The sequence below is a fragment of the Runella sp. SP2 genome, from assembly GCF_003711225.1.
Classification (GTDB): domain Bacteria; phylum Bacteroidota; class Bacteroidia; order Cytophagales; family Spirosomataceae; genus Runella.
The window spans coordinates 1,923,149-1,942,604 of sequence record NZ_CP031030.1 but is presented as its reverse complement, the minus strand read 5'-3'; the positions used below and the strand labels follow the sequence as shown (position 1 = coordinate 1,942,604).

The following is a 19,456-nucleotide window of genomic DNA, read 5'->3' as shown; positions in this document are numbered from 1 at the left end:
CTTTTGCCTGTTGAGAGGCTACTATTTTACTGGAGTAGCCTCTCACTCAAGCAAAGCCCCTAAACCGATTCACACTTTCGTGTTTCTCAAAATGTCAATGAACGAGGGTTTTATTACGGTTACTTTATAGCTTCTTTTACTTTGGTCAAGGTAGTTGCAAACACGGTACGCCGCCGCGGGCCACCTATTTTTAGTGCGCAGTGTTCAGAGAATACTATGCACAACGGGGGCTGATTTTAGCTTTTACCCAAAGATTTTAACTTTTCGTATAATGCCTCTGTTGCTTCTGCATAATTCTTAAAAATATCAGGATACTCAATTTCAACGCTCTTATCAATCTGAATTTGGCACATCATCTCAGTATCTAATTGGAAATTTTGATTACTGTAATAGCTAACCATTATTTTTCTAAGCGACCCAGGTGGAGGGAAAAAATCAGCTATTTGATCCTCATTCATTTTTTTTGTAGCTTCAAAGACATCATTGATTGTCTGGTATTTATCCACAAAATGTACCTTAGCATATTCAATGGCTTTTTTGATTTCGAACAACGCATTTTCTATTTGTACTTCGTCTTCTAAGCTAATGTCTTGGCTATCGCTGATAAGGGGGTGATTGATAGTAGGAATATTTTTGAATGGTATTAATTCTTTGATAGTTGAAAAAAAACCACAGTCATAAACTGCCAATACAAAATCACCTTGTCCTATCTTATATTTTTTCAGAATAGGTTGTAATAATTTCTCTACTTCTTCAAACCGTTTGAGAACAATGAGTTTTTCTCGAAATCTAAAATCAGTCAGATAATAAGTAAAGCCCATACAAAAAGCGTGGCTTTTATCTTTGGCTATGAGTGTTACTCCTTTTTTTGAGAAATCAACAATAAATTGTTGTCCAAATTGTTCTTCTAATTTCTTTTTTAAAAGTTCCATGCCTAAAATTTGGTTATGTCTGTAATTACGTTTCCTACGCCTGCATCATATGCTTTTATCCATTTGATTGTGCCGTCTTTAAAAGCTGCCGTCCCTGAAACGCCTAATTTTGACCCTCGTATCGAATATTTATTCAACCCCTTAGCAACGCTTTGATTGGGTGTAAGGCTCGTTGACTTAGATAATTTGGTTTCAAGAATTACCATATCATCAATAGTTTTTACATTATTGACTGTTTTGAATTTAACAAAAACTTGGTCAGCGATAAAATAATCAACCAAAGATCCATCGGGTAATTTGCGCTGGGGGAATCCAAACTGTACCTGGTCAAAAAATTCGTATTCGTCCAGATTATTGACACCAAAGGTAGCCACTTCTTGTTTGAGTTTATTGTACCATGCACCGCTTCGAGCCTTGATAGAATTTAGAACAAGGTTTTCAAAAGCTTTACCTTTTTGAGTTGCATCTTTGAAGGCAGCTCTTTGTGCCCATTTTTGCCAGCGGCTACCGCCTTCATTTCGCATCTCCCAGCAATAGCCAACATCGTCTTTAAGACGTTTCCAGATTTCTGTCAAATCATCGGCATTTTCTTCTACCAACTCTTTGATAGTAGAGCCATATCGTGGATTTACAATATCACTTTCTAATTTGACTAAGTAGTCATTATCTAAATCTTCTATTTTAGCCAACAATTTGGCATCTAAGGCTTCATCCAACGAGTTGACCCAAACTTTCAAGTTAGGGAAATTAGCTAATTTGGTTAGAAGGCGTGCTTTGCCATTTATCCCTTCCACGGCCCAATCACAGGCATCATCGGCGGCATCAGCAGAGAGGCGGCAGTTGGTACGTTTGTAAAGTTTTAGGACACCATTTTTTACCTTATCGCCAGTTGAGTTAATATAATCAACGCCATAGAGTACTTTGGATTCTATCCAGCCACCGCCTGTTTTCCAACGTATTTCACTTAATACTCCATTGGTACACTTGAAAACTTTTTGCCCCGATTTCATCACCACATCCACTACTCCTTTTGTCGTAGTTTTTACAAACTTGCCTCCAAGGCCGTGAATGGCACGGTGAATGACCTTGATTTGGTCACTGATATTGTCAACGGCCTTTAATAGTTTGGTGAATTTGGCCGCTTGTAGTCCTGCCTTCAACTCCCCAATACCAACAAACATACTGGCTACTTCAAAGGCTATTTTGCCCTGTTCGTAGCGGCAGGAGTTCTGTAAACAGACGGTTTCATCAATGTATTCTCCTGCCTGTTTTTTGATTTGAACCCATGCTTGGTCTCTAACGGTTTTGTTGTTGACCAATTCTCGAATCATGTCAAAAGTTTCAAAGGTTTTGGTCATGATTTCGATGCACTTGGGCGAAGGATTAAGAGCAGTACTTTTACGTAGCCTTTGCCTGTTGAGAGGCTACTATTTTACAGAAGTAGCCTCTCACATAAGCAAAGCCACTAAACCGATTCACACTTTCGTGTTTCTCAAAATGTCAATGAGCGAGGGTTTTATTACGGTTACTTTATAGCTTCTTTTACTTTGGTCGAGGTAGTTGCAAACACGGTACGCCGCCGCGGGCCACCTATTTTTAGTACGCAGTGTCCAAAGAACTCTTTCCACAACGGGGGAGGTTTTTATAATAACTGTTTTAAATATCATAATACAGTTATTTTTCTTTTTGAAAACAATTATATATGATATTTAACCTAACTTATTTCTTTTAATAAAAATTTAATATTGTTTTTTATTTCCTCAAATGGTAAATCGTTGGTGAAAATTATTAATTTATTCAATAAATATATAGTATCATTAGTTACTGAATATTTTTTAAATATTTTTAATATTTTTTGCGAATTACTTTTTTCTATCATATATCTACAAAGAAATGACAAAAACCAATTTTCAGCATGGGGGAGGAAAGAGTTCTTATTTACTATAAGCACTTCGAGTTGCTCCTCAATTGGATAGTTATTGAATATTTTCATTATATAATTAAGTAAAGAGTTTTGCATTTCAATATCTTCACTCTGGTCATCAAATCCATAAAATAGTACTTCAACAAGGTCTATTGTTTTATAGTCTAGTTCAAAATTGAATATCTCCTCATAAATTTCAAAATCACTATCTTTTGATAGTTTTCTCGAATTTATTAGCTGCTCTTTTAGAGAAGTAAAATTAGTTAGTTTCATTGGGGAATTATTTAAAAAAATTGATTAATACCTGAAAATATGAGGGTACTGTTGTAAGACTTTACTTTTAAACAAGTCTATTTTCTTCGCTACTTCTTCTGTATATAAACCTTCCTGTCTATAGATATCACGAAGATTATCAATGTCTAAATTTAGGGCTTGTTTAGGTGACATGGATAAATAACCTGGGTTTCTACTATTTCCTCCATAAGTAAGTGTTTTCCCATGCCGAGATTTATTTTGTCCTTGTACAGTTTCTTCCATCATGATTACAAATGCCTGATCTGGATCATAATCATCTACCATTTTTTTAAAATTGGGGTCTATCATATATTCTGGCTTATTTTTCAGGCTTGTCATGAACTTTTGTGATGGTATATGATGCCCTGTCATAAAATCTTTACTTACAAGTCTTGCAGTTTTGAAAATAGTTATTTCAAGTTCATCAAATAAACCACCATTTGTTGTTTTTTTAATGAGTGTTGCCCCACAATTGGCATTATAAACCCAAATACTCTGACTCCCTACAAAATAGGTATGGAAATTTGAAACTTCAAAATTATAAACTGCAACGGTACTGTCGAGCAAATGGATACTATCTACATGATAATAACGTTATGTTACTCTTCTTTAAAAGAATCTAAAATATTTTTAGATAATGGATGCGGCTTGTCTCTTTTTAAATTATTTAAAAAAATGTCTTTTATGATAAAATAATTAGGATTGTTAGCCGATGAAATATTTGCTAGCGCATTCATTATTTTTTTTTGAATATTTTCATCATTTAGTAAACGAAAAATTAAATAAGAAAAAATCATGGTTGCGTGGGGTATAAAAATATTAGCATTATTAAGTAATTGATTGATGTATTTTTCTTCTTCATATAATGGATAAAAATGTTCAATATATTCTCTCCAGGCATCATATATAACATCATTGTTTGCATCTACACTTTCATCAACAACTCCAGAACAAAGAACTCGAAACACGTCCTCTGTTTTTCCTAAATTGTAAATTTCTTCCATTAGTGATCTGTATTCTTCTCGTTCTTCATCTCGGACATATCTAATTTGTAAGAGCCGTTTTTGAAGTTGTTCTAAATTTTTCATGAGATTGTAGTTAAATGGTTTATTTGAATATATTGGGATATAATTTTAAATTCATTGATTTGATTTTTTGAAGTTGAGCTTCTACGGAGGCATCATAAAGTTTATCATCTTTCAAAATTTGTCTTACATCTTCTAAATCAAATTCTAATGCTTGCAGCGGTGTCATTTTGTAATATCCTTTTGGGTCGTTAGCCACTGTATGACCTTTTGTGTATGTTCTACCATGGCGTGTTCCTGATGTTTTTAGAGTTTCTTCAAGAAAAATGCAAAGTCCATTGCCATGACTGTAATGTGCTAAATCTGTCGGAAATTTCCCCTTTAAAATAGTCATAAATTTGTCTGATGGAATGTGATGTGGAGTTAGATTGTCAAATTTCGACCCTAAATTAAATTGTAAATCAGTAAAAGAGTCCACTTCAAATTCATGGAGCAGTTTCGGCTTCGGCCCACAATTGGCATTATGAACCCAAATACTCTGACTCCCTACAAAATAGGTATGGAAATTTGAAACTTCAAAATTATAAACCGCAACGGTACTGTCGAGCAAATGGATACTATCTACCGCTATACCGCTACGGGCTAAGTGCGGCAATAATGCCAAGGAAGCTTCAGTAGGAGACGCGGTACTAAACAAATCGCCTTTGTGGAGAAATTGCGCTTGAGTCATTCCCTTGTTCTCCACATAAAACGGGTGCTCAGGGGTCGTCAAAATGGTATCTATTCCTGCGATTACTTTCACCAAACGATGAGCCGTATTGCTAAAAGGCTTCTGAACATGTTGAGCCGTTTCCTGCTTCGTAAATTCATCACGACTCCATACGAGGTCGCCTGCTTTTATTGACTCAATAGGCCGATAGCTACCGTCGGCCATACGAATAGGCGTGACTGCTACAAAACATAGGTTACCCGTAAAAATAACATCGCAAACGGGCTTAGGTACTTTGAGTTTATCCTCAAAGGCTTTACGAACCAATACCGCCCCGTGTTTTGCAATAGCAGTAGTCAAGGGAGCCACCACATAGTCAAACGCCAATGAGTGTATGATACACCATTGGCGTTTGCATTTAGATAAAACTAAAAAAAGGAAGAGGAAGTATTCCGAAAAGTTGGCTCAATTCAATTGCTGCTCCAGTTCCAGCGCCATTGGCACCAAAACGTGGTCTTCGATGATGGCGTGTTTACGTAATTCCAATTCAAACAGCTCCACTTGGTTCAAGAAAATTTTATACGGCAAAGGCACGGATTCTTCGCCCGAATAACGCCGAATCAACTGACTTACTTCTTGCAACTCATCTTCGATAGGCGAGTGGGAATCAATAAATTGTTGGATACTAAAGTTCGTTTTTTCGGCTGAAGTCCGAAGTTCGACGGGCTGTTTTGAAACCTCAATGAGTTTTTGAATATAAGGAAACAGCTCTTTCTCCTCCATCCGAATATGCTCAATCAAATGGGTCTTGTAGTCATTGAAGAAATACGCCAAACTCGCCAATAGCTGATGGCTTTGTCCATATTTGCTAAAAATATGGACTAACGACTGCTCAATTTCGGGAAGTTTTTTGGTAAGATAATAACGGTGAGTAGCTTGTAAATAGGCAAGAATTTCTCCAATCGAGAACTTCTGCATTTTTTCAAAAGGGAAGTCTTCTTCGTTATTGTATAAATCTAAAATGAGCTCAATAAGCTCAGGGTTCATGTCGATTACTTTGCTTCCTGCTTTCTGCTCTTTGTCTTGCAGTGAAGAATCACCGAACCTTTCAACGACCAATTGGTAAGTTTTGTCGGTATCAATAAAATCATGTAGTGCAGCCATACTATTTCATTTGGGTTGAAGCCAAATCTAGCTATCGCTGCGTATTCAAACTATGATAAAAATCAGGAAAAGGTTTTGAGAAACCTTGGCGGCGGTTATTAGTAACCGCCGCCACTTTAACTCCAAACAGGAAACCCGAAACCTCACACAGGAAACCTACAAACTTATTGCTTCATCTGCGCCTCCACTACTGCGATGGCCACCATGTTGACAATTTCACGTACCGAACTACCCAACTGTAACACGTACACTGGCTTGCCCATACCCAACAACAACGGCCCGATGGCTTCGTACTCTCCTACTTCTTTCAACAAGTTATAAGCGATGTTACTCGCCGAAAGATTAGGGAAGATAAGGGTATTTGCACCGTCGTCCACCAATTTTGAGAAAGGGTGGTTGGTACGCAACAGTTCCGTATCAAAAGGTAAGTGCGCTTGCATTTCACCGTCCACAATCATGTCTGGATGCTTCGCGTGGAGTTTTGCCACGGCTGCGCTCATTTTTTCAGCATCTTCTCCTTTGGCACTTCCAAAGTTAGAATACGTGAGCAACGCAATGCGTGGTTTGATATTAAAACGCTCTACTGCCCGTGCCGTAAGTTCCGTAATTTCGACTACCTCATCTACCGTCGGATTAAAGTTGACTGTCGTATCAGCCAAGAACAACGGCCCACGGCGCGTCAGAAGGATGTACATCCCTGCCACTTTTGTCACGCCAGGTTCTTTTCCGATGATTTGGAGCGAAGGGCGAATCGTGTCAGGATAGTTGCGAGTCAAACCAGAAATCAGGGCATCGGCTTCGCCCATTTCCACCATCATTGCCCCAAACGAACTACGATAGTACATCATTTTCCGCGCTTCAATGAGGTTGACCCCTTTGCGTTGGCGTTTTTTGAAATACGCTTCAGCATAGCGATCAATGTTTTCCGCTTGTTCGGAGCTGTATGGGTCAATCACAGGCACATCGGCCATGTCAAGTTTATTCGCTTCAATGATAGCGCGAATACGCTCCTCTTTCCCAAGCAATATAGGGAATGCAATTCCTTCGTCGCGTACTTGTTGGGCAGCTTTGAGTACTTGCACATTTTCAGCGTCCGCAAACACAACGCGTTTTGGTGCTTTACGGGCTTTGCTGATAATCACTCTTGAAATCTGATTGTCTTGGCCTAGGCGCTTTTCCAACTGCTGAATGTACGCATCCCAATCGGCAATAGGGCTTTTGGCAACCCCGCTGTCCATCGCTGCTTTGGCAACGGCAGGTGCTACGGTGGTAAGCAAGCGCGGGTCAACAGGTTTGGGAATGATGTACTCCCGCCCAAATGTCAAGTTGGTTGTATTATAAGCTAAATTGACAATATCTGGTACGGGCTTTTTGGTCAATTCAGCCAATGCGCGCACTGCTGCCAATTTCATTTCTTCATTAATTTCACTGGCACGCACGTCCAATGCTCCACGGAAAATGTACGGAAATCCAAGTACGTTATTCACTTGGTTGGGATAATCCGAACGACCTGTAGCCATAATCACGTCCTCGCGGGCTTCTACCGCGTCGGGATACGGAATTTCAGGATCAGGGTTGGCCATCGCAAATACCATGGGGTCTTTGGCCATTGAGCGTACCATGTCTTGCGACACAACATTGGCTTTTGACAAACCTAAAAACAAATCGGCTCCTACCATTGCCTCTGCCAAGGAAGCAAAACGGCGCTCTGAAGCAAATTCTTTTTTAAGATCATCAAGATCCGTACGGGCGGTGTTGATATGCCCTTTGCTATCAAACATATCGACATTCTCGCGGCGAATGCCCAATGCCATGTACAGTTTGGTACACGAACTAGCAGAAGCGCCCGCCCCCGAAACAACGATGCGAATATCTTCGACTTTTTTGCCCACAATTTCAAGGCCATTCAGCAAAGCAGCCGCACTAATGATGGCCGTACCGTGCTGGTCGTCGTGCATGACAGGAATGTTCAGTTCGGCTTTGAGGCGTCGTTCAATCTCAAAACACTCTGGTGCCTTAATGTCTTCAAGGTTTACTCCCCCGAAGGTTGGCTCCATAATTTTGACAGTCCGCACAAACTCGTCCACGTTTTCGGTGTTAAGTTCGATGTCAAACACGTCGATATCGGCATATATTTTAAACAGAAGGCCCTTCCCTTCCATCACGGGTTTGCCAGCTTCTGGGCCAATATTACCCAAGCCTAACACGGCGGTTCCGTTACTAATAACAGCTACCAAGTTACCTTTGGCGGTGTACTTATAGACATCCTCGACATTGCGGTGAATCTCCATACAGGGTTCGGCAACGCCAGGAGAATATGCCAAAGACAAGTCGAGTTGGTTGTTGGTCTCTTTGGTTGGCACAACTTGAATTTTGCCAGGGCGGCCCTTCGAGTGGTAGTAAAGCGCGTCCTCTTTGCGAATTTTTGGAGGCATAACGGTTAATTGGAGGTTGATTTTGGGGTTGCAAGGTACGAACGAAAATCATTTGTCGTACTAATTAATTGAGTTTTTGTCATAAACCTACCCGATAAGTTTCTAAACGGCAGAAAGGCATACAAACAGAAAGCCGTCTATTCTCCTCTAAATGGGGAATAGACGGCCAAAATGACGACTATTTATTAACAAAATTTAGACCAATCGTTTGATGATTTCATTAGATGAAATGCCTTCGGCTTCGGCCCTAAAATTACGCACGATACGGTGGCGCAAAATAGGTGCCGCCACTGCTTTCACATCCTCAATGTCAGGTGAATACTTGCCATTGATAAGGGCATTACATTTGGCCGCCAAAATGAGGTTTTGCGACGCACGCGGGCCCGCACCCCATTCCAAATAGCTCTTGGTATCTGCGCTTGCAAACTCTCCGTTGGGACGGGTTTTATGAACCAATTTTACGGCATATTCTACCACATTATCTGCCACAGGTACGCGTCGAACTAAGTGTTGGAATGCCTCAATTTCAGCCCCTGAGATTACTTTGTTTACCGTTGGTTTGCTGTCGGCGGTGGTTGCTTTTACGATGTTTAATTCTTCTTGGAATGAAGGATAATCCAAGGTGACCATAAACATAAAACGGTCCAATTGAGCTTCAGGAAGTGGATACGTTCCTTCTTGTTCGATGGGGTTTTGCGTAGCTAACACAAAGAACGGACGGCTCAACGCGTGCTTTTGACCTGACACCGTCACGGCATATTCTTGCATTGCTTCCAAAAGCGCCGATTGCGTTTTGGGCGGAGTACGGTTAATCTCATCGGCCAAAATGATATTGGCAAACACTGGACCGCGCACAAAACGAAAATTACGCTCGTTGTCTAAAGTTTCCGACCCCAAAATATCCGAAGGCATCAAGTCGGGCGTAAACTGAATACGGTTAAAACTTAAATCAAGTGCGTTTGAAATTGTCTGAATCAACAGGGTTTTTGCTAACCCTGGTACCCCCACAAGCAGACAATGTCCTTGACAAAAAATGGCTGTCAAAAGTAAACGTACGGTTTCATCTTGACCTACAATCACTTTTCCAATCTCGGTGCGGAGTTTTTCATAGGATTCTTTCAAAGCTTCGGCAGCTGCAACGTCAGAACTAAACTTCATTTCATCTAAAGGGTTTATGAGTTAACAGATGGGGGATTTAATTTTTTCAATTGTCATCGGGGGAAATGCCGAATATTCGACATCCTTGGTACTCAGGTTCAACTTTGATAAATACGTCAGCTACTGCTTTTTTAAACCACTCATCCACAGCCTTTGTTTTTTTGTTTGCCAAAACAATGTTATTAATTTTTTCAAAGTCTAACTTCAAACTCGCCGTGTGCGGTTCTGACTTACTCTTATAATAGACGATACGCATGGCCGTTTTACCATCGTCCGTACGGTAGTTCAATGGCGCACTTATCGTGCCAACTTTCATGGTATCTAACATCATATACAAGTTATAATCCATCGAAGCATCCAATGGCAAGCGCGACGCACCCGATTGTGCATCTTTGATGAGCCCTCCCGCGTCGGCAGTGTTTTTATCTTCCGACCAATCTTTGGCCAATCTTTCAAATTTAACCGTTGTGTCTGTTTTAATCACTCGGTTTAGGCTATCCAAAACACGCTGTGGATCACTCAAATCCATGCGGTTGTAATCAGGACGCAACAAAATATGGCGCGCGTGGTATTCTGCCCCTCGAATTTCAAGTAACTGAATCAAGTGTAAGCCAAATTCTGACTCAATCGGTTCCGAAATTTCATTAGGCTTTAGCTTCAACGCTGCACCTTCAAACTCTGGCACCATCATTCCACGCTTGGCAAATCCCAAATCTCCGCCTTGTTGTGCCGAACCAATGTCTTCTGAATACGCCGACGCCAAGCCAGAAAAATCTTCTCCTTTTTCAACGCGTTGCTTAAAATCCAACAACTTGTTACGAAGTTCGTCTTTCTGCGCTTTAGTTACTTTCGCAAAACGCACAATTTGTCCAATTTCTACCTCCGCAGGAATAAACGGCAAACTGTCTTTTGGAATGGAATTAAAAAACTTACGAACCTCGCTCGGTGTTACTTTGATGGCCTCCGTAATTTTGCTTTGCATTTTGTCGGAAAGCATTTCTTCCTTGATTTCACTACGAAGTTCTGCTTTTAGCGTCTCAATGCTTTTCCCATACGCTTCCACAATGTTCTTTTCTGAACCAAAGCGTTTGGCCATGTAGTCCATCCGCGCCGAAATTTGGTTATCAATTTGTTTATCCTCCACCTCAACCGAGTCGATTTCAGCTTTGGCAAGGAGCATTTTACGGATAATCAAACTTTCCAACGCTTGGCATTGGTTGGGGGCAGGTTGGTTTTGTTGTTGGTATTGTAAAATAAGGTTTTCAAGGTCAGAGCGAAGGATATAGTAGTTATCTACCTTTCCAATCACTTTATTTACACTGACACTTTTCCCTTGTGACCAGCCTGAAAGGCAACTAACGAACACCAATACAAGGGTTAGGCTACTGAGTCTTTGAATGAGGGTATTTTTCATATAATACTAAATGGACTGCTTATTTTGACAGTTTACGCAATTCTTCTTCGTTTACTTGTACGCCAAATTTTTGACGCAATTGATTAAGCCAATTCGTTTCGAGTTGTTTTTGGAAATCATTTATCACTGCTCCACGCGCTTCATTAAAAGTTTTGATACGAGCGGGTTCAATTTTTTCAATGTTAATAACGACTTTTTTCCCATTTACGTTTACTTGTTGCATTCCAGCTTCCCAACGGCCCGCATTTAAGTACGCATTTGTTCCTTTCGCAAAAGCACCATCTGTGATGCTAATTACTCCTGTCTTCTGGGCATTCAGCGCTTTTTCGAGGTCTTTTTTAGAGCTACTAAAATACTGGAAACTAATTCGGCGGTTGCGCGTATCGGTTGCTACGGGTTTGTATTTACCATTGTCTTTTTCAATAATTCGCGTCAACGATACACCATCACCTGACAAAGCCTTGATGGCATTTTTCAGGCGAGCCGCCGACACCGAGTCTGCTTCTTCTGCTCCTGCAAACGACGATACCTCTACCACATAGTTTTCGTTGTTCATCAATGTCATTGCCACATCCACCAACGCTTCGCGGTGTTTTTCGGTCAATATCGTCGATTTTGAATCAAAAATGAGGTCTGTACCCTTGCGACGAAGCTGATAAGGCGCAGACTTGAGCGATTCTTGCGCACGTTTCAGTAACGAGTCGCTATCCGACACCAAAATGGTCGCTAGTGCGCGCTCTGGATACTGGTATTTCTGTTTGTTTTGCTCCCAAAGTTTCCGCTGTCCGAGGGTATCCGACAATGACGGCTGCCAAACGTTGGCTTCCATGGTTTGAGAAAACAACAAACCATCGTTCATTTCCGTTACAAGTGCTTTAAATTCAGGGTATTTTTTGTCCAAATTTTTCTCTTCGACTTCAATCAGCCTTTTCTCCAAATACGTACGATAATAACGTTGCCCAACCACCAACGGCGACGAGTTTGGCGCAGCAGGTCGCTGAAAATCGCGTACGTATTCCAAAAACTGATTTACCAAAAACGACTCATTATCAATGCGAAACAGCTCTTTTTTATCAAGCGTTGCGCTGAGAGGTTCGATAAACTTCCACTGTCCGTTTAAGATTGAAGAATCAAATTTGGCAAGGGCTGCTTCACGAATTGGTTCAGCTTCTACTATTTTATAAGAAGCTCTTAACTTTTTGATAAGTGCTTGTTGGATTACTTCACTTCTTGAATCGGTAGTTACTTTTTGGCGAATCTGAGGAGCCGCCTCGGCAAATGATTCAATGGGCTTTTTGGAAAGTAATTTGACAATATGCCAACCGTAATTTGATTGAAACGGCGCCGAAATATCACCCACGTTTTTCAAAGAAAATGCCATATTCTCAAACTCAGGCACCATTTCACTTGGCCCAAATTCGCGCAGAACACCTCCTTCGTTTTTGGTGGTGGCATCATCAGAATAATCACGACACACAATTTCCCACGCTTCTTGTTGAAGCAAGGCCGCCGCTTTTTCTGCCTTGGCTTTTGCCGCGGCTTTTCCCGCTTCCGTTGCGCTCGAACTAACGCTCACCAAAATATGCGCCACCTGTACTTTTCCACGCGCAGGACGGCGTTCAAGTACTTTAATCAGGTGATAACCCGCCCGCGAACGCACAGGATTTGACACTTGTCCAACTGGAAGCGTAAAAGCGGCTGTTTCAAAAGGGTAAATAGTTTTAAAAACGGGAAAATAACTTTCTAAATCGCCCCCTTTTGGACTTGAAATGGGATCTTTGGAATATTGTTTGGCGGCACTTTCAAAATCAATTTCTTTCTGAATGATGCGCCCACGAAGTTCACTTATCGCACGAAACACAGACAGCGTGTCCGCAGGTAAAGCATCAGGTGAAACAGGGAGCATAATGTGCGCGATACGAACTTCTTGCTTCATACGTTCGTAAGCCTCCGCCACCAAATTATCCACCAACGCTTTATCCATCAAGTACGGTTGCGCAAGTTGCTGACGATAAGACGCCATTTCTTCGCGAAAGCTAGCCGCAGTATCAAGCCCTGCGCTTTGAGCACCCAATACTTTTAATTTAAGGTTTGTGTAAAGTTGTAGGTATTCGCTAATGCCCGTGGGCTTGGTGGTATCGTCCGAAAACTGGTTTTTGGTAAATGACTGAAAAAACTCATCGGTTGTGATTTTTTTCCCGCCAATGGTCAGAATCGTAGGCTCAGACTGGGTTGGCGGTGGAGGAGTAGGTTTCGATGTAGTACAGGCTGTAATACTAAGAATCAACGCAGCGACGACGAAATAGCTATACTTCATTTGAACTTCTTTTGGTTCATTAAATTAAACACTAATCACGCTTCATTTATTGTGAAGTTTGCAAAGTTACGCCAACTTTCCGAAAGTTTAAACAAACATTCGTTTTGACAATAGCTCCTTTCTATAACCGAAATCGCTTTATCTTTGCGCCATGCGTTATTTTTTGGAACTTAGTTACCGAGGGACAGACTTTCACGGGTGGCAAAAGCAACCCAATGCTCCCACCATTCAGGAAGAACTCGAACGGGCGTTTGGGGTTATTTTGCGGCAGCCACTTGAAATTATAGGTAGCAGCCGCACCGATGCGGGCGTTCATGCCGAACAACAATTTGCCCACTTTGACGTGGCCGAGCCCCTCCCCGCCCCCGACCGACTTATCCACGGCATCAACAGTATCTTGCCCAACTCCATTGCGGTTAAAAACCTCACCTTGGTCAAAGACGAAGTTCATTCGAGGTTTGCGGCGACGCACCGTTGTTATCAGTACCGAATCGTGTATCAGCGCAATCCATTTTTGGTGGATTTGGCACATACTTATCGGCCCATTTTGGATGTCCAAAAAATGAACGAAGCGGCAAAGCTTCTTTTACAATACGAAGATTTTGAATGCTTTAGCAAAATTCACACCGACGTAAAGACATTCATTTGCCAGATTGCTTTTGCCTACTGGGAACCAACCGCCTTGGGCATCACTTTTCACATCAAAGCCAATCGCTTTTTACGTGGCATGGTGCGGGCCATCGTAGGAACACTCCTTGAAGTAGGGCGTGGCCGAATGAATATTGAACAATTTGAGCAAATTATTATTTCCAAGAACCGTAAAAACGCCGCCGCTCAGGCTCCTGCTTGCGGGCTTTTTCTGACCGAAGTAGGCTACGAATGGAACGAACTTTTGAACTAACTTATACTTCCCTTGAATAAAATAGGTATTATTATCCTCGCCGCAGGAGAATCAAAACGAATGGGTTCTCCTAAACAATTGCTCCAAATTGAGGGCAAGAGCCTAATCCATCGCACCGCTGAAATCGCCCTCGCTACCGACTGCTACCCCGTGGTGATGGTCATTGGTGCCAATAAACCGCAAATTGCCCCCGAAATTGTTGATTTACCTCTCACCGTCATCGACAACCCGATGTGGCACGAAGGCATGTCGTCGTCGGTTAAAATGGGGCTTGCGGGCGTCTATATGACTTACAAAGAAATTGAAGCCGTCATCATTCTTGTCTGCGACCAGCCTTACCTTTCGGTTTCGTTGTTAGAACGGATGGTCGAAATTTATAACACCAAAAAACCACGGCTCATTGCTTGTAAATATGGCGAGCAACTAGGCGTGCCTACTTTATTTGATCGGACACTTTTTGAAGAACTTTTAAATCTCAAAGGCGACAAAGGTGCCAAGCCTGTACTGATGAACCACCTCGACGAAGCGCATATCCTCCAGTTTGAAGCTGGCAGCATCGACCTTGATACGCCCGACGAATACCAAGCCTTTCTGGATGGTCTTCGTTAGTTTTAAAACATACTGACAAAAATCAGTTATCAATTCTTCGATTTTAATTTGGATTTATTCTAAACAAATATGTATGTTTGCAAAAAATTAGAATTATTCTAAATAAAATTACTGTCATAGTAAGCTCAAAGCAAGCCTTGCACAAGATGAACAAGAATCCTCACATTGAAGCAGTTACGCTCCGTCTTAATCAATTTTTAGAAGTAAAAGGGTATCGTCGTACCCAAGAGCGTTACACCATTTTAGAGGAAATCTATGCAAAAAACGATCACCATCACTTTGATGCCAGTGAATTACGGGAAACCCTCATTCAAAAGGGTTTTCACCTGAGTATGGCGACGGTTTACAATACCTTAGAATTATTTGTAGAAGCTGGGCTTATTAAAAAACATCAGTTTGGCGGACAAGCCGCCTCTCACTACGAACGAACCGTCGGTAGCGGCCAGCACGACCATATTCTTTGTTTGGATTGTGGTTTTGTCAAAGAGTTTTGCGACCCACGGATTCATACCATCGAAAAAACCGTCAGTGAATGGTTTTCTACCGACATTGCTTCTCACTCCTTGGTACTTTACGGCCATTGTACTGAGGAACTTTGCAAAAACCGAATTGCCAAGAATGTGAATTAATTTTTTTGCTTCATTATTTATAATTAGTTTAAATTAATATAAAATGAAATCATTTCCTCTTTCATGGACATTTGGTGTCATTGCGGCACTGGTACTCTTTCTTCAAGCCTGTTCAACCAGCGGCGACAAAGAATCAAATGAAACCACTACTTCTGAAAAAAAAATTGGGGTATTGTTGGTCAATCACGGCTCTCGTTCGGAGACTTGGCGCAATGAATTGGTGCGTTTAGAAAAAAATGTAACTGATTCTGTATTGGCATCTGGAGACGTAAAAGGCATTAAAACGGCCTTCATGGAATATACAGAACCTTCGATTGCGACGCGTCTCAAAGAGTTTGATAAAGAAGGCTTTACGGACGTGGTCGTGGTTCCAATTTTCTTAACTGTGAGCCCGCATACTTTTGAAGACCTGCCGACTATCATGGGACAAAAAGAGGATAAAGCCTCCATGGAAGCCCTGAAACTGGAGAAGATTGAGCGCTACGTTCCCAAAGCATCCATCCACATTACCCCTAACTTAGACTTTACCGACGTATTAAAAAGAAACGTATTGCGCAGGGCAAAAGAGCTTTCAAAGGACGCTCCCCACGAAGGACTTGTGTTGATTGGCTACGGCGACGAAACCTACGACAAAGAATGGACGGAGTTGTTTAACCAAGTTGCCACGCACGTAAAACAAGAAATTGGCATCAGCGAACACAGCCACGGCTGGTGCGGGCACATTGCCCACTACAATCCTGCCGAAACTACCAAGGCAGTAAATGAAGTCTTAAAGAAAAAAGAGAAGGCCGTCGTCATTCCTGTGTTGGTTGCACACGACGAAGACTTTCAGCTTAAAATCATCGGAGGTGGCATCGAAAAAGTGGCTAACAGTGAAAAAAAGGTTTCTTACAAGCCAGATGCCATCCTCCCCGACCCTGACATTCAGCATTGGGTAATTGCAGTCGCCAACGAGTTTGTGGGTAAAATCAAAAAAAGCTAAGCGACGATGGACTGGTCAAAAAAGGCACTTCGGAGGCTCAACATCGCCACACACCGTGATTTAGGTTATTTTTTTTCGGCTTTGATTATTGTCTATTGTTTGTCAGGCATTGCGCTGAATCACGTCGATGATTGGAATCCTGATTTTATATTGACAAAACGTGAGTTGGTCATTCCTCCCAACTACCAGATGGGCAAAATTGGCGAGAAAGAAATTGCTGAGTTTGCTGAAATGGTGGGAGAAGGTCGCCAAAAATACGTGGACTCTCCCACCAAAGACCAGCTCAAAATTTATTACAAAGACGCCTCTTTTCACCTCAATTTCACAACTCGAAAAGGACTGTACGAGCACATTTCTAAGCGCCCGCTTTTTTATGAAGTCAACGCCATTCACCGCAATAGCCTCCACGGTTGGAAATGGGCCTCTGACGTCTTTGCCATTTTGCTCATTTTGATAACGTTGACGGGGCTTTTTATCCTAAAAGGTAAACATGGGCTCGGTGGGCGTGGGAAATGGCTCATTGCCGCTGGTTTTGCGCCTATCCTTCTTTTTGTCGTTTTACTTTCATTCAAATGATGAACTCCATGAAATACCTATTAGTTGGGCTTTTTTGGTGGGTAAAGGTGTCAGCATTTTGTCAAACTCCCAAAGTAAAAGTGTTTGGTACGGTCAAAGATGCCTCTGGGTCTATCGCTGGCGCTACCGTTGTCATACCTTCTTCTTCTTGGGGAATTGTGACGGATGCCAAAGGGCAATTTGAGCTTGCACTACCCCAAGGAAAACATACGATTAGTATTCGCTTTGTGGGTTTTGCCACGGTTCAAAAAGAAGTGAATGTGGAAGGTGCTTCCATTTCATTAGGAGAAATTTTGCTGACTCCTTCTGCGAATCAACTGGATGCTGTAGTGGTGACGGGGCAATTTGGCCCACAGTCGGTACGCAATTCGGTGTATCAAATCCGTACTATTTCTAACGAACAAATTCGCCTGCGTGGTGCTACCAACATTCAGAGCGTGCTGAATACTGAACTCGGAATGCGTTTTTCTAACGACCTGACATTGGGAACGACCGACGTACAACTGATGGGAATGTCGGGACAAAATGTCAAAATTTTATTGGACGGTGTCCCGATGATTGACCGTGGTTCTACCCGCGAGAGTTTGGGACAGATCGACATCAACATCATCGACCGAATTGAGATTGTCGAAGGCCCCATGTCTGTTTCTTACGGATCAGATGCACTGGCGGGGGTCATCAATATTATCACCAAAAAAGGAGATGAAAAAGCCAATCTGACCCTAACCGCCCGTGTGCAAGAAGAAACGACGGGGCGCGAATACCAACCCTTTGCGGGTGAGGGTACGCACAATGAATTTTTGGGCGTGGCTTGGCAAAAGAAAGGCTGGCAGGTATCTGGTAATTTTTCGCGCAACTTCTTTGGCGGATGGCAAGGAGCCAACACAGGCCGTAAAAAAGAATGGCTACCTAAAGAGCAGTACCTTTCAACGGCGGGTATCGCCTACCGAACTCAAAAAGTAAACGTTTGGTATCGTTTCAATGGTACGTCCGAAACCCTCAAAAGCCTGGGTGATACTTACATCAATACCCAAACCAAAAACCTGTCGGCCACTGACCAGTTTTATATCACTCACCGTTGGTTTCATCAGGCGCAAGGTGAGTATCAAGTCAATGACAAAACAGGTCTTACCGCTGCTGTATCGTTTACGGATTACAGTCGCCAAACCGAAACCACTGACTATGACCTTGTTCGCGAGCGACGTACCCTCAACCTGAATGGGTCACAGGATAAGTCAACGTTCAAAACTACCTTTGCCCGACTCACTGCTCAGCATCGGTTTTCGAGCCACGTTTCGCTCCAACATGGGTTTGAAATGAACCTCAATTCCAGCGCGGGAGAGCGCATTCAGGGCACGCCACACATCAACGAGTTTGCTTATTTTGCTTCGTCTGAGTTTAAAATTGGCAAAAGAATCAACGTTCGTCCAGGACTTCGGTTTCTCAAAAACTCCGTGTACGATGCCCCGCCCGTCATTCCGTCCATCAATACCAAGTTCATTTTGGCCGATGGTCTTGACTTGCGGTTGGCCTACGCCCGAGGGTTTCGTTCTCCCGCACTGCGCGAATTGTACTTTACTTTTTTTGACGCAAGTCATTCTATTAGAGGTAACACCAACTTAAAAGCGGAAGATTCAAATAGTTTCAATGCCTTTTTGTCTTACCAAGCGATTGAGAAACCTGCCTTGCGGCTCAACAGCACGTTGGGTGGTTTTTACAATCACTTCAACAACCTCATTTCGATTGGCACTGACCCAACCAATCCAGCGATCTCGACTTATCTGAACATTGATACCTTCAAAACGACAGGGTTCACGTTCAACAACACGCTTTTCTGGAAGAACTTGCAAGGTAGTCTTGGCTTCTCACACATTGGCCGTTACAACAGCGTTTCAGAATCGGTTTCGTCTCCAGATTTTGTTTGGTCCAACGAGGTCAATACCAACCTCCGTTATACGATTCCCCAAATAGGAACCAGTCTAAGTTTTTATTACAAATTCACGGGCAAACTACCCACCTATCAGGCAGTTAGTACCGAAAATGGTACAATCGCTAAGCTTGCCGAAACGGCCGCTTTTCACATGGCCGATGTTACAATAAACAAAATCTTTTTTAAAAACTATACGCTTGTGGGAGGGGTAAAAAACCTCTTCAACGTCACTCGCTTGGCCAACTCGGCCGCCAATACAGGCGCAGGACATAGCTCAGGGGGGGCAGTTCCCATGGCGTATGGTAGGTCTTTTTTTGTGGGCCTAACCGCCCAATTGTCTAAATGAGTTCGGGTCTGACGATACGAGTGCGGGTCAGACGATAGTCAGACCCACTTTACATTACACTCTCACAATAGTCCACTAATCTGGAGTCTGACTATCGTCTGACTCCAACCA

At 42.2% G+C, this 19,456-nt stretch carries 17 protein-coding genes; 6 read left to right on the top strand and 11 right to left on the bottom strand.

Annotated features, from left to right (window positions below):
* Positions 1 to 236: 236 nt before the first annotated feature.
* The 11 genes from DTQ70_RS08215 to DTQ70_RS08160 form a co-directional block, all read right to left on the bottom strand.
* Positions 237 to 932 (bottom strand): hypothetical protein, encoded by a 696-nt coding sequence (locus DTQ70_RS08215; RefSeq protein WP_122930365.1) that lies wholly within the window; start codon positions 930 to 932, stop codon positions 237 to 239.
* A 2-nt stretch (positions 933 to 934) separates the two neighbouring features.
* Positions 935 to 2,290, bottom strand: coding sequence for a hypothetical protein (locus tag DTQ70_RS08210; protein WP_122930364.1), 1,356 nt, complete (start codon positions 2,288 to 2,290; stop codon positions 935 to 937).
* Between the two features lie 356 nt (positions 2,291 to 2,646).
* Positions 2,647 to 3,129, bottom strand: coding sequence for a hypothetical protein (locus DTQ70_RS08200; RefSeq protein WP_122930362.1), 483 nt, complete (start codon positions 3,127 to 3,129; stop codon positions 2,647 to 2,649).
* Between the two features lie 24 nt (positions 3,130 to 3,153).
* A complete protein-coding gene (locus DTQ70_RS08195; protein ID WP_122930361.1) occupies positions 3,154 to 3,717 on the bottom strand; it encodes a hypothetical protein in 564 nt (187 codons plus the stop codon).
* 32 nt (positions 3,718 to 3,749) lie between these two features.
* Entirely contained in the window at positions 3,750 to 4,238 is a 489-nt protein-coding gene (locus tag DTQ70_RS08190) for a hypothetical protein (protein WP_122930360.1), read from the bottom strand.
* Between the two features lie 19 nt (positions 4,239 to 4,257).
* Positions 4,258 to 5,271, bottom strand: a complete 1,014-nt coding sequence (locus tag DTQ70_RS08185) for a polymorphic toxin-type HINT domain-containing protein (protein WP_122930359.1) — start codon at positions 5,269 to 5,271, stop codon at positions 4,258 to 4,260.
* A gap of 78 nt (positions 5,272 to 5,349) precedes the next feature.
* Entirely contained in the window at positions 5,350 to 6,048 is a 699-nt protein-coding gene (locus tag DTQ70_RS08180) for a hemerythrin domain-containing protein (protein ID WP_122930358.1), read from the bottom strand.
* A gap of 164 nt (positions 6,049 to 6,212) precedes the next feature.
* The gene (locus DTQ70_RS08175) at positions 6,213 to 8,483 is read right to left on the bottom strand and encodes an NADP-dependent malic enzyme (protein ID WP_122930357.1); all 2,271 of its coding nucleotides are present in this window, start codon (positions 8,481 to 8,483) and stop codon (positions 6,213 to 6,215) included.
* Positions 8,484 to 8,678: 195 nt separating this feature from the next.
* Positions 8,679 to 9,641 carry a MoxR family ATPase gene (locus DTQ70_RS08170; RefSeq protein WP_122930356.1) on the bottom strand — a complete coding sequence of 321 codons (963 nt, stop codon included), beginning with the start codon at positions 9,639 to 9,641 and terminating at the stop codon, positions 8,679 to 8,681.
* A gap of 46 nt (positions 9,642 to 9,687) precedes the next feature.
* Positions 9,688 to 11,055: a peptidylprolyl isomerase gene (locus tag DTQ70_RS08165; RefSeq protein WP_122930355.1), complete on the bottom strand. Its 1,368-nt coding sequence runs from the start codon at positions 11,053 to 11,055 to the stop codon at positions 9,688 to 9,690.
* A gap of 19 nt (positions 11,056 to 11,074) precedes the next feature.
* Positions 11,075 to 13,372, bottom strand: a complete 2,298-nt coding sequence (locus tag DTQ70_RS08160; protein WP_122930354.1) for a peptidylprolyl isomerase — start codon at positions 13,370 to 13,372, stop codon at positions 11,075 to 11,077.
* Positions 13,373 to 13,523: 151 nt separating this feature from the next.
* On the opposite strand from DTQ70_RS08160, the gene truA reads away from it, so the two are divergent.
* The 6 genes from truA to DTQ70_RS08130 all read left to right on the top strand — a co-directional run bounded on the left by truA (position 13,524) and on the right by DTQ70_RS08130 (position 19,345).
* Positions 13,524 to 14,273 (top strand): tRNA pseudouridine(38-40) synthase TruA, encoded by a 750-nt coding sequence (gene truA / locus DTQ70_RS08155; protein WP_122930353.1) that lies wholly within the window; start codon positions 13,524 to 13,526, stop codon positions 14,271 to 14,273.
* Between the two features lie 12 nt (positions 14,274 to 14,285).
* Positions 14,286 to 14,882, top strand: a complete 597-nt coding sequence (locus tag DTQ70_RS08150; protein ID WP_122930352.1) for an NTP transferase domain-containing protein — start codon at positions 14,286 to 14,288, stop codon at positions 14,880 to 14,882.
* A 146-nt stretch (positions 14,883 to 15,028) separates the two neighbouring features.
* Positions 15,029 to 15,511: a Fur family transcriptional regulator gene (locus tag DTQ70_RS08145; RefSeq protein WP_122934313.1), complete on the top strand. Its 483-nt coding sequence runs from the start codon at positions 15,029 to 15,031 to the stop codon at positions 15,509 to 15,511.
* 43 nt (positions 15,512 to 15,554) lie between these two features.
* Positions 15,555 to 16,493 carry a sirohydrochlorin chelatase gene (locus DTQ70_RS08140; RefSeq protein ID WP_122930351.1) on the top strand — a complete coding sequence of 313 codons (939 nt, stop codon included), beginning with the start codon at positions 15,555 to 15,557 and terminating at the stop codon, positions 16,491 to 16,493.
* 6 nt (positions 16,494 to 16,499) lie between these two features.
* Complete coding sequence (locus DTQ70_RS08135; RefSeq protein ID WP_122930350.1) at positions 16,500 to 17,069, top strand: PepSY-associated TM helix domain-containing protein; 570 nt, start codon at positions 16,500 to 16,502, stop codon at positions 17,067 to 17,069.
* 8 nt (positions 17,070 to 17,077) lie between these two features.
* Complete coding sequence (locus tag DTQ70_RS08130; RefSeq protein WP_122934312.1) at positions 17,078 to 19,345, top strand: TonB-dependent receptor; 2,268 nt, start codon at positions 17,078 to 17,080, stop codon at positions 19,343 to 19,345.
* The last annotated feature ends 111 nt before the right edge of the window (positions 19,346 to 19,456 follow it).

Bases quoted from the DNA above. Each gene is read 5' to 3' on its own strand.
- DTQ70_RS08215 (WP_122930365.1), bottom strand. From the start codon at position 932: ATGGAACTTTTAAAAAAGAAATTAGAAGAACAATTTGGACAACAATTT.
- DTQ70_RS08210 (WP_122930364.1), bottom strand. From the start codon at position 2,290: ATGACCAAAACCTTTGAAACTTTTGACATGATTCGAGAATTGGTCAAC.
- DTQ70_RS08200 (WP_122930362.1), bottom strand. From the start codon at position 3,129: ATGAAACTAACTAATTTTACTTCTCTAAAAGAGCAGCTAATAAATTCG.
- DTQ70_RS08190 (WP_122930360.1), bottom strand. From the start codon at position 4,238: ATGAAAAATTTAGAACAACTTCAAAAACGGCTCTTACAAATTAGATAT.
- DTQ70_RS08180 (WP_122930358.1), bottom strand. From the start codon at position 6,048: ATGGCTGCACTACATGATTTTATTGATACCGACAAAACTTACCAATTG.
- DTQ70_RS08175 (WP_122930357.1), bottom strand. From the start codon at position 8,483: ATGCCTCCAAAAATTCGCAAAGAGGACGCGCTTTACTACCACTCGAAG.
- DTQ70_RS08170 (WP_122930356.1), bottom strand. From the start codon at position 9,641: ATGAAGTTTAGTTCTGACGTTGCAGCTGCCGAAGCTTTGAAAGAATCC.
- DTQ70_RS08165 (WP_122930355.1), bottom strand. From the start codon at position 11,055: ATGAAAAATACCCTCATTCAAAGACTCAGTAGCCTAACCCTTGTATTG.
- DTQ70_RS08160 (WP_122930354.1), bottom strand. From the start codon at position 13,372: ATGAAGTATAGCTATTTCGTCGTCGCTGCGTTGATTCTTAGTATTACA.
- truA (WP_122930353.1), top strand. From the start codon at position 13,524: ATGCGTTATTTTTTGGAACTTAGTTACCGAGGGACAGACTTTCACGGG.
- DTQ70_RS08145 (WP_122934313.1), top strand. From the start codon at position 15,029: ATGAACAAGAATCCTCACATTGAAGCAGTTACGCTCCGTCTTAATCAA.
- DTQ70_RS08140 (WP_122930351.1), top strand. From the start codon at position 15,555: ATGAAATCATTTCCTCTTTCATGGACATTTGGTGTCATTGCGGCACTG.
- DTQ70_RS08135 (WP_122930350.1), top strand. From the start codon at position 16,500: ATGGACTGGTCAAAAAAGGCACTTCGGAGGCTCAACATCGCCACACAC.
- DTQ70_RS08130 (WP_122934312.1), top strand. From the start codon at position 17,078: ATGAAATACCTATTAGTTGGGCTTTTTTGGTGGGTAAAGGTGTCAGCA.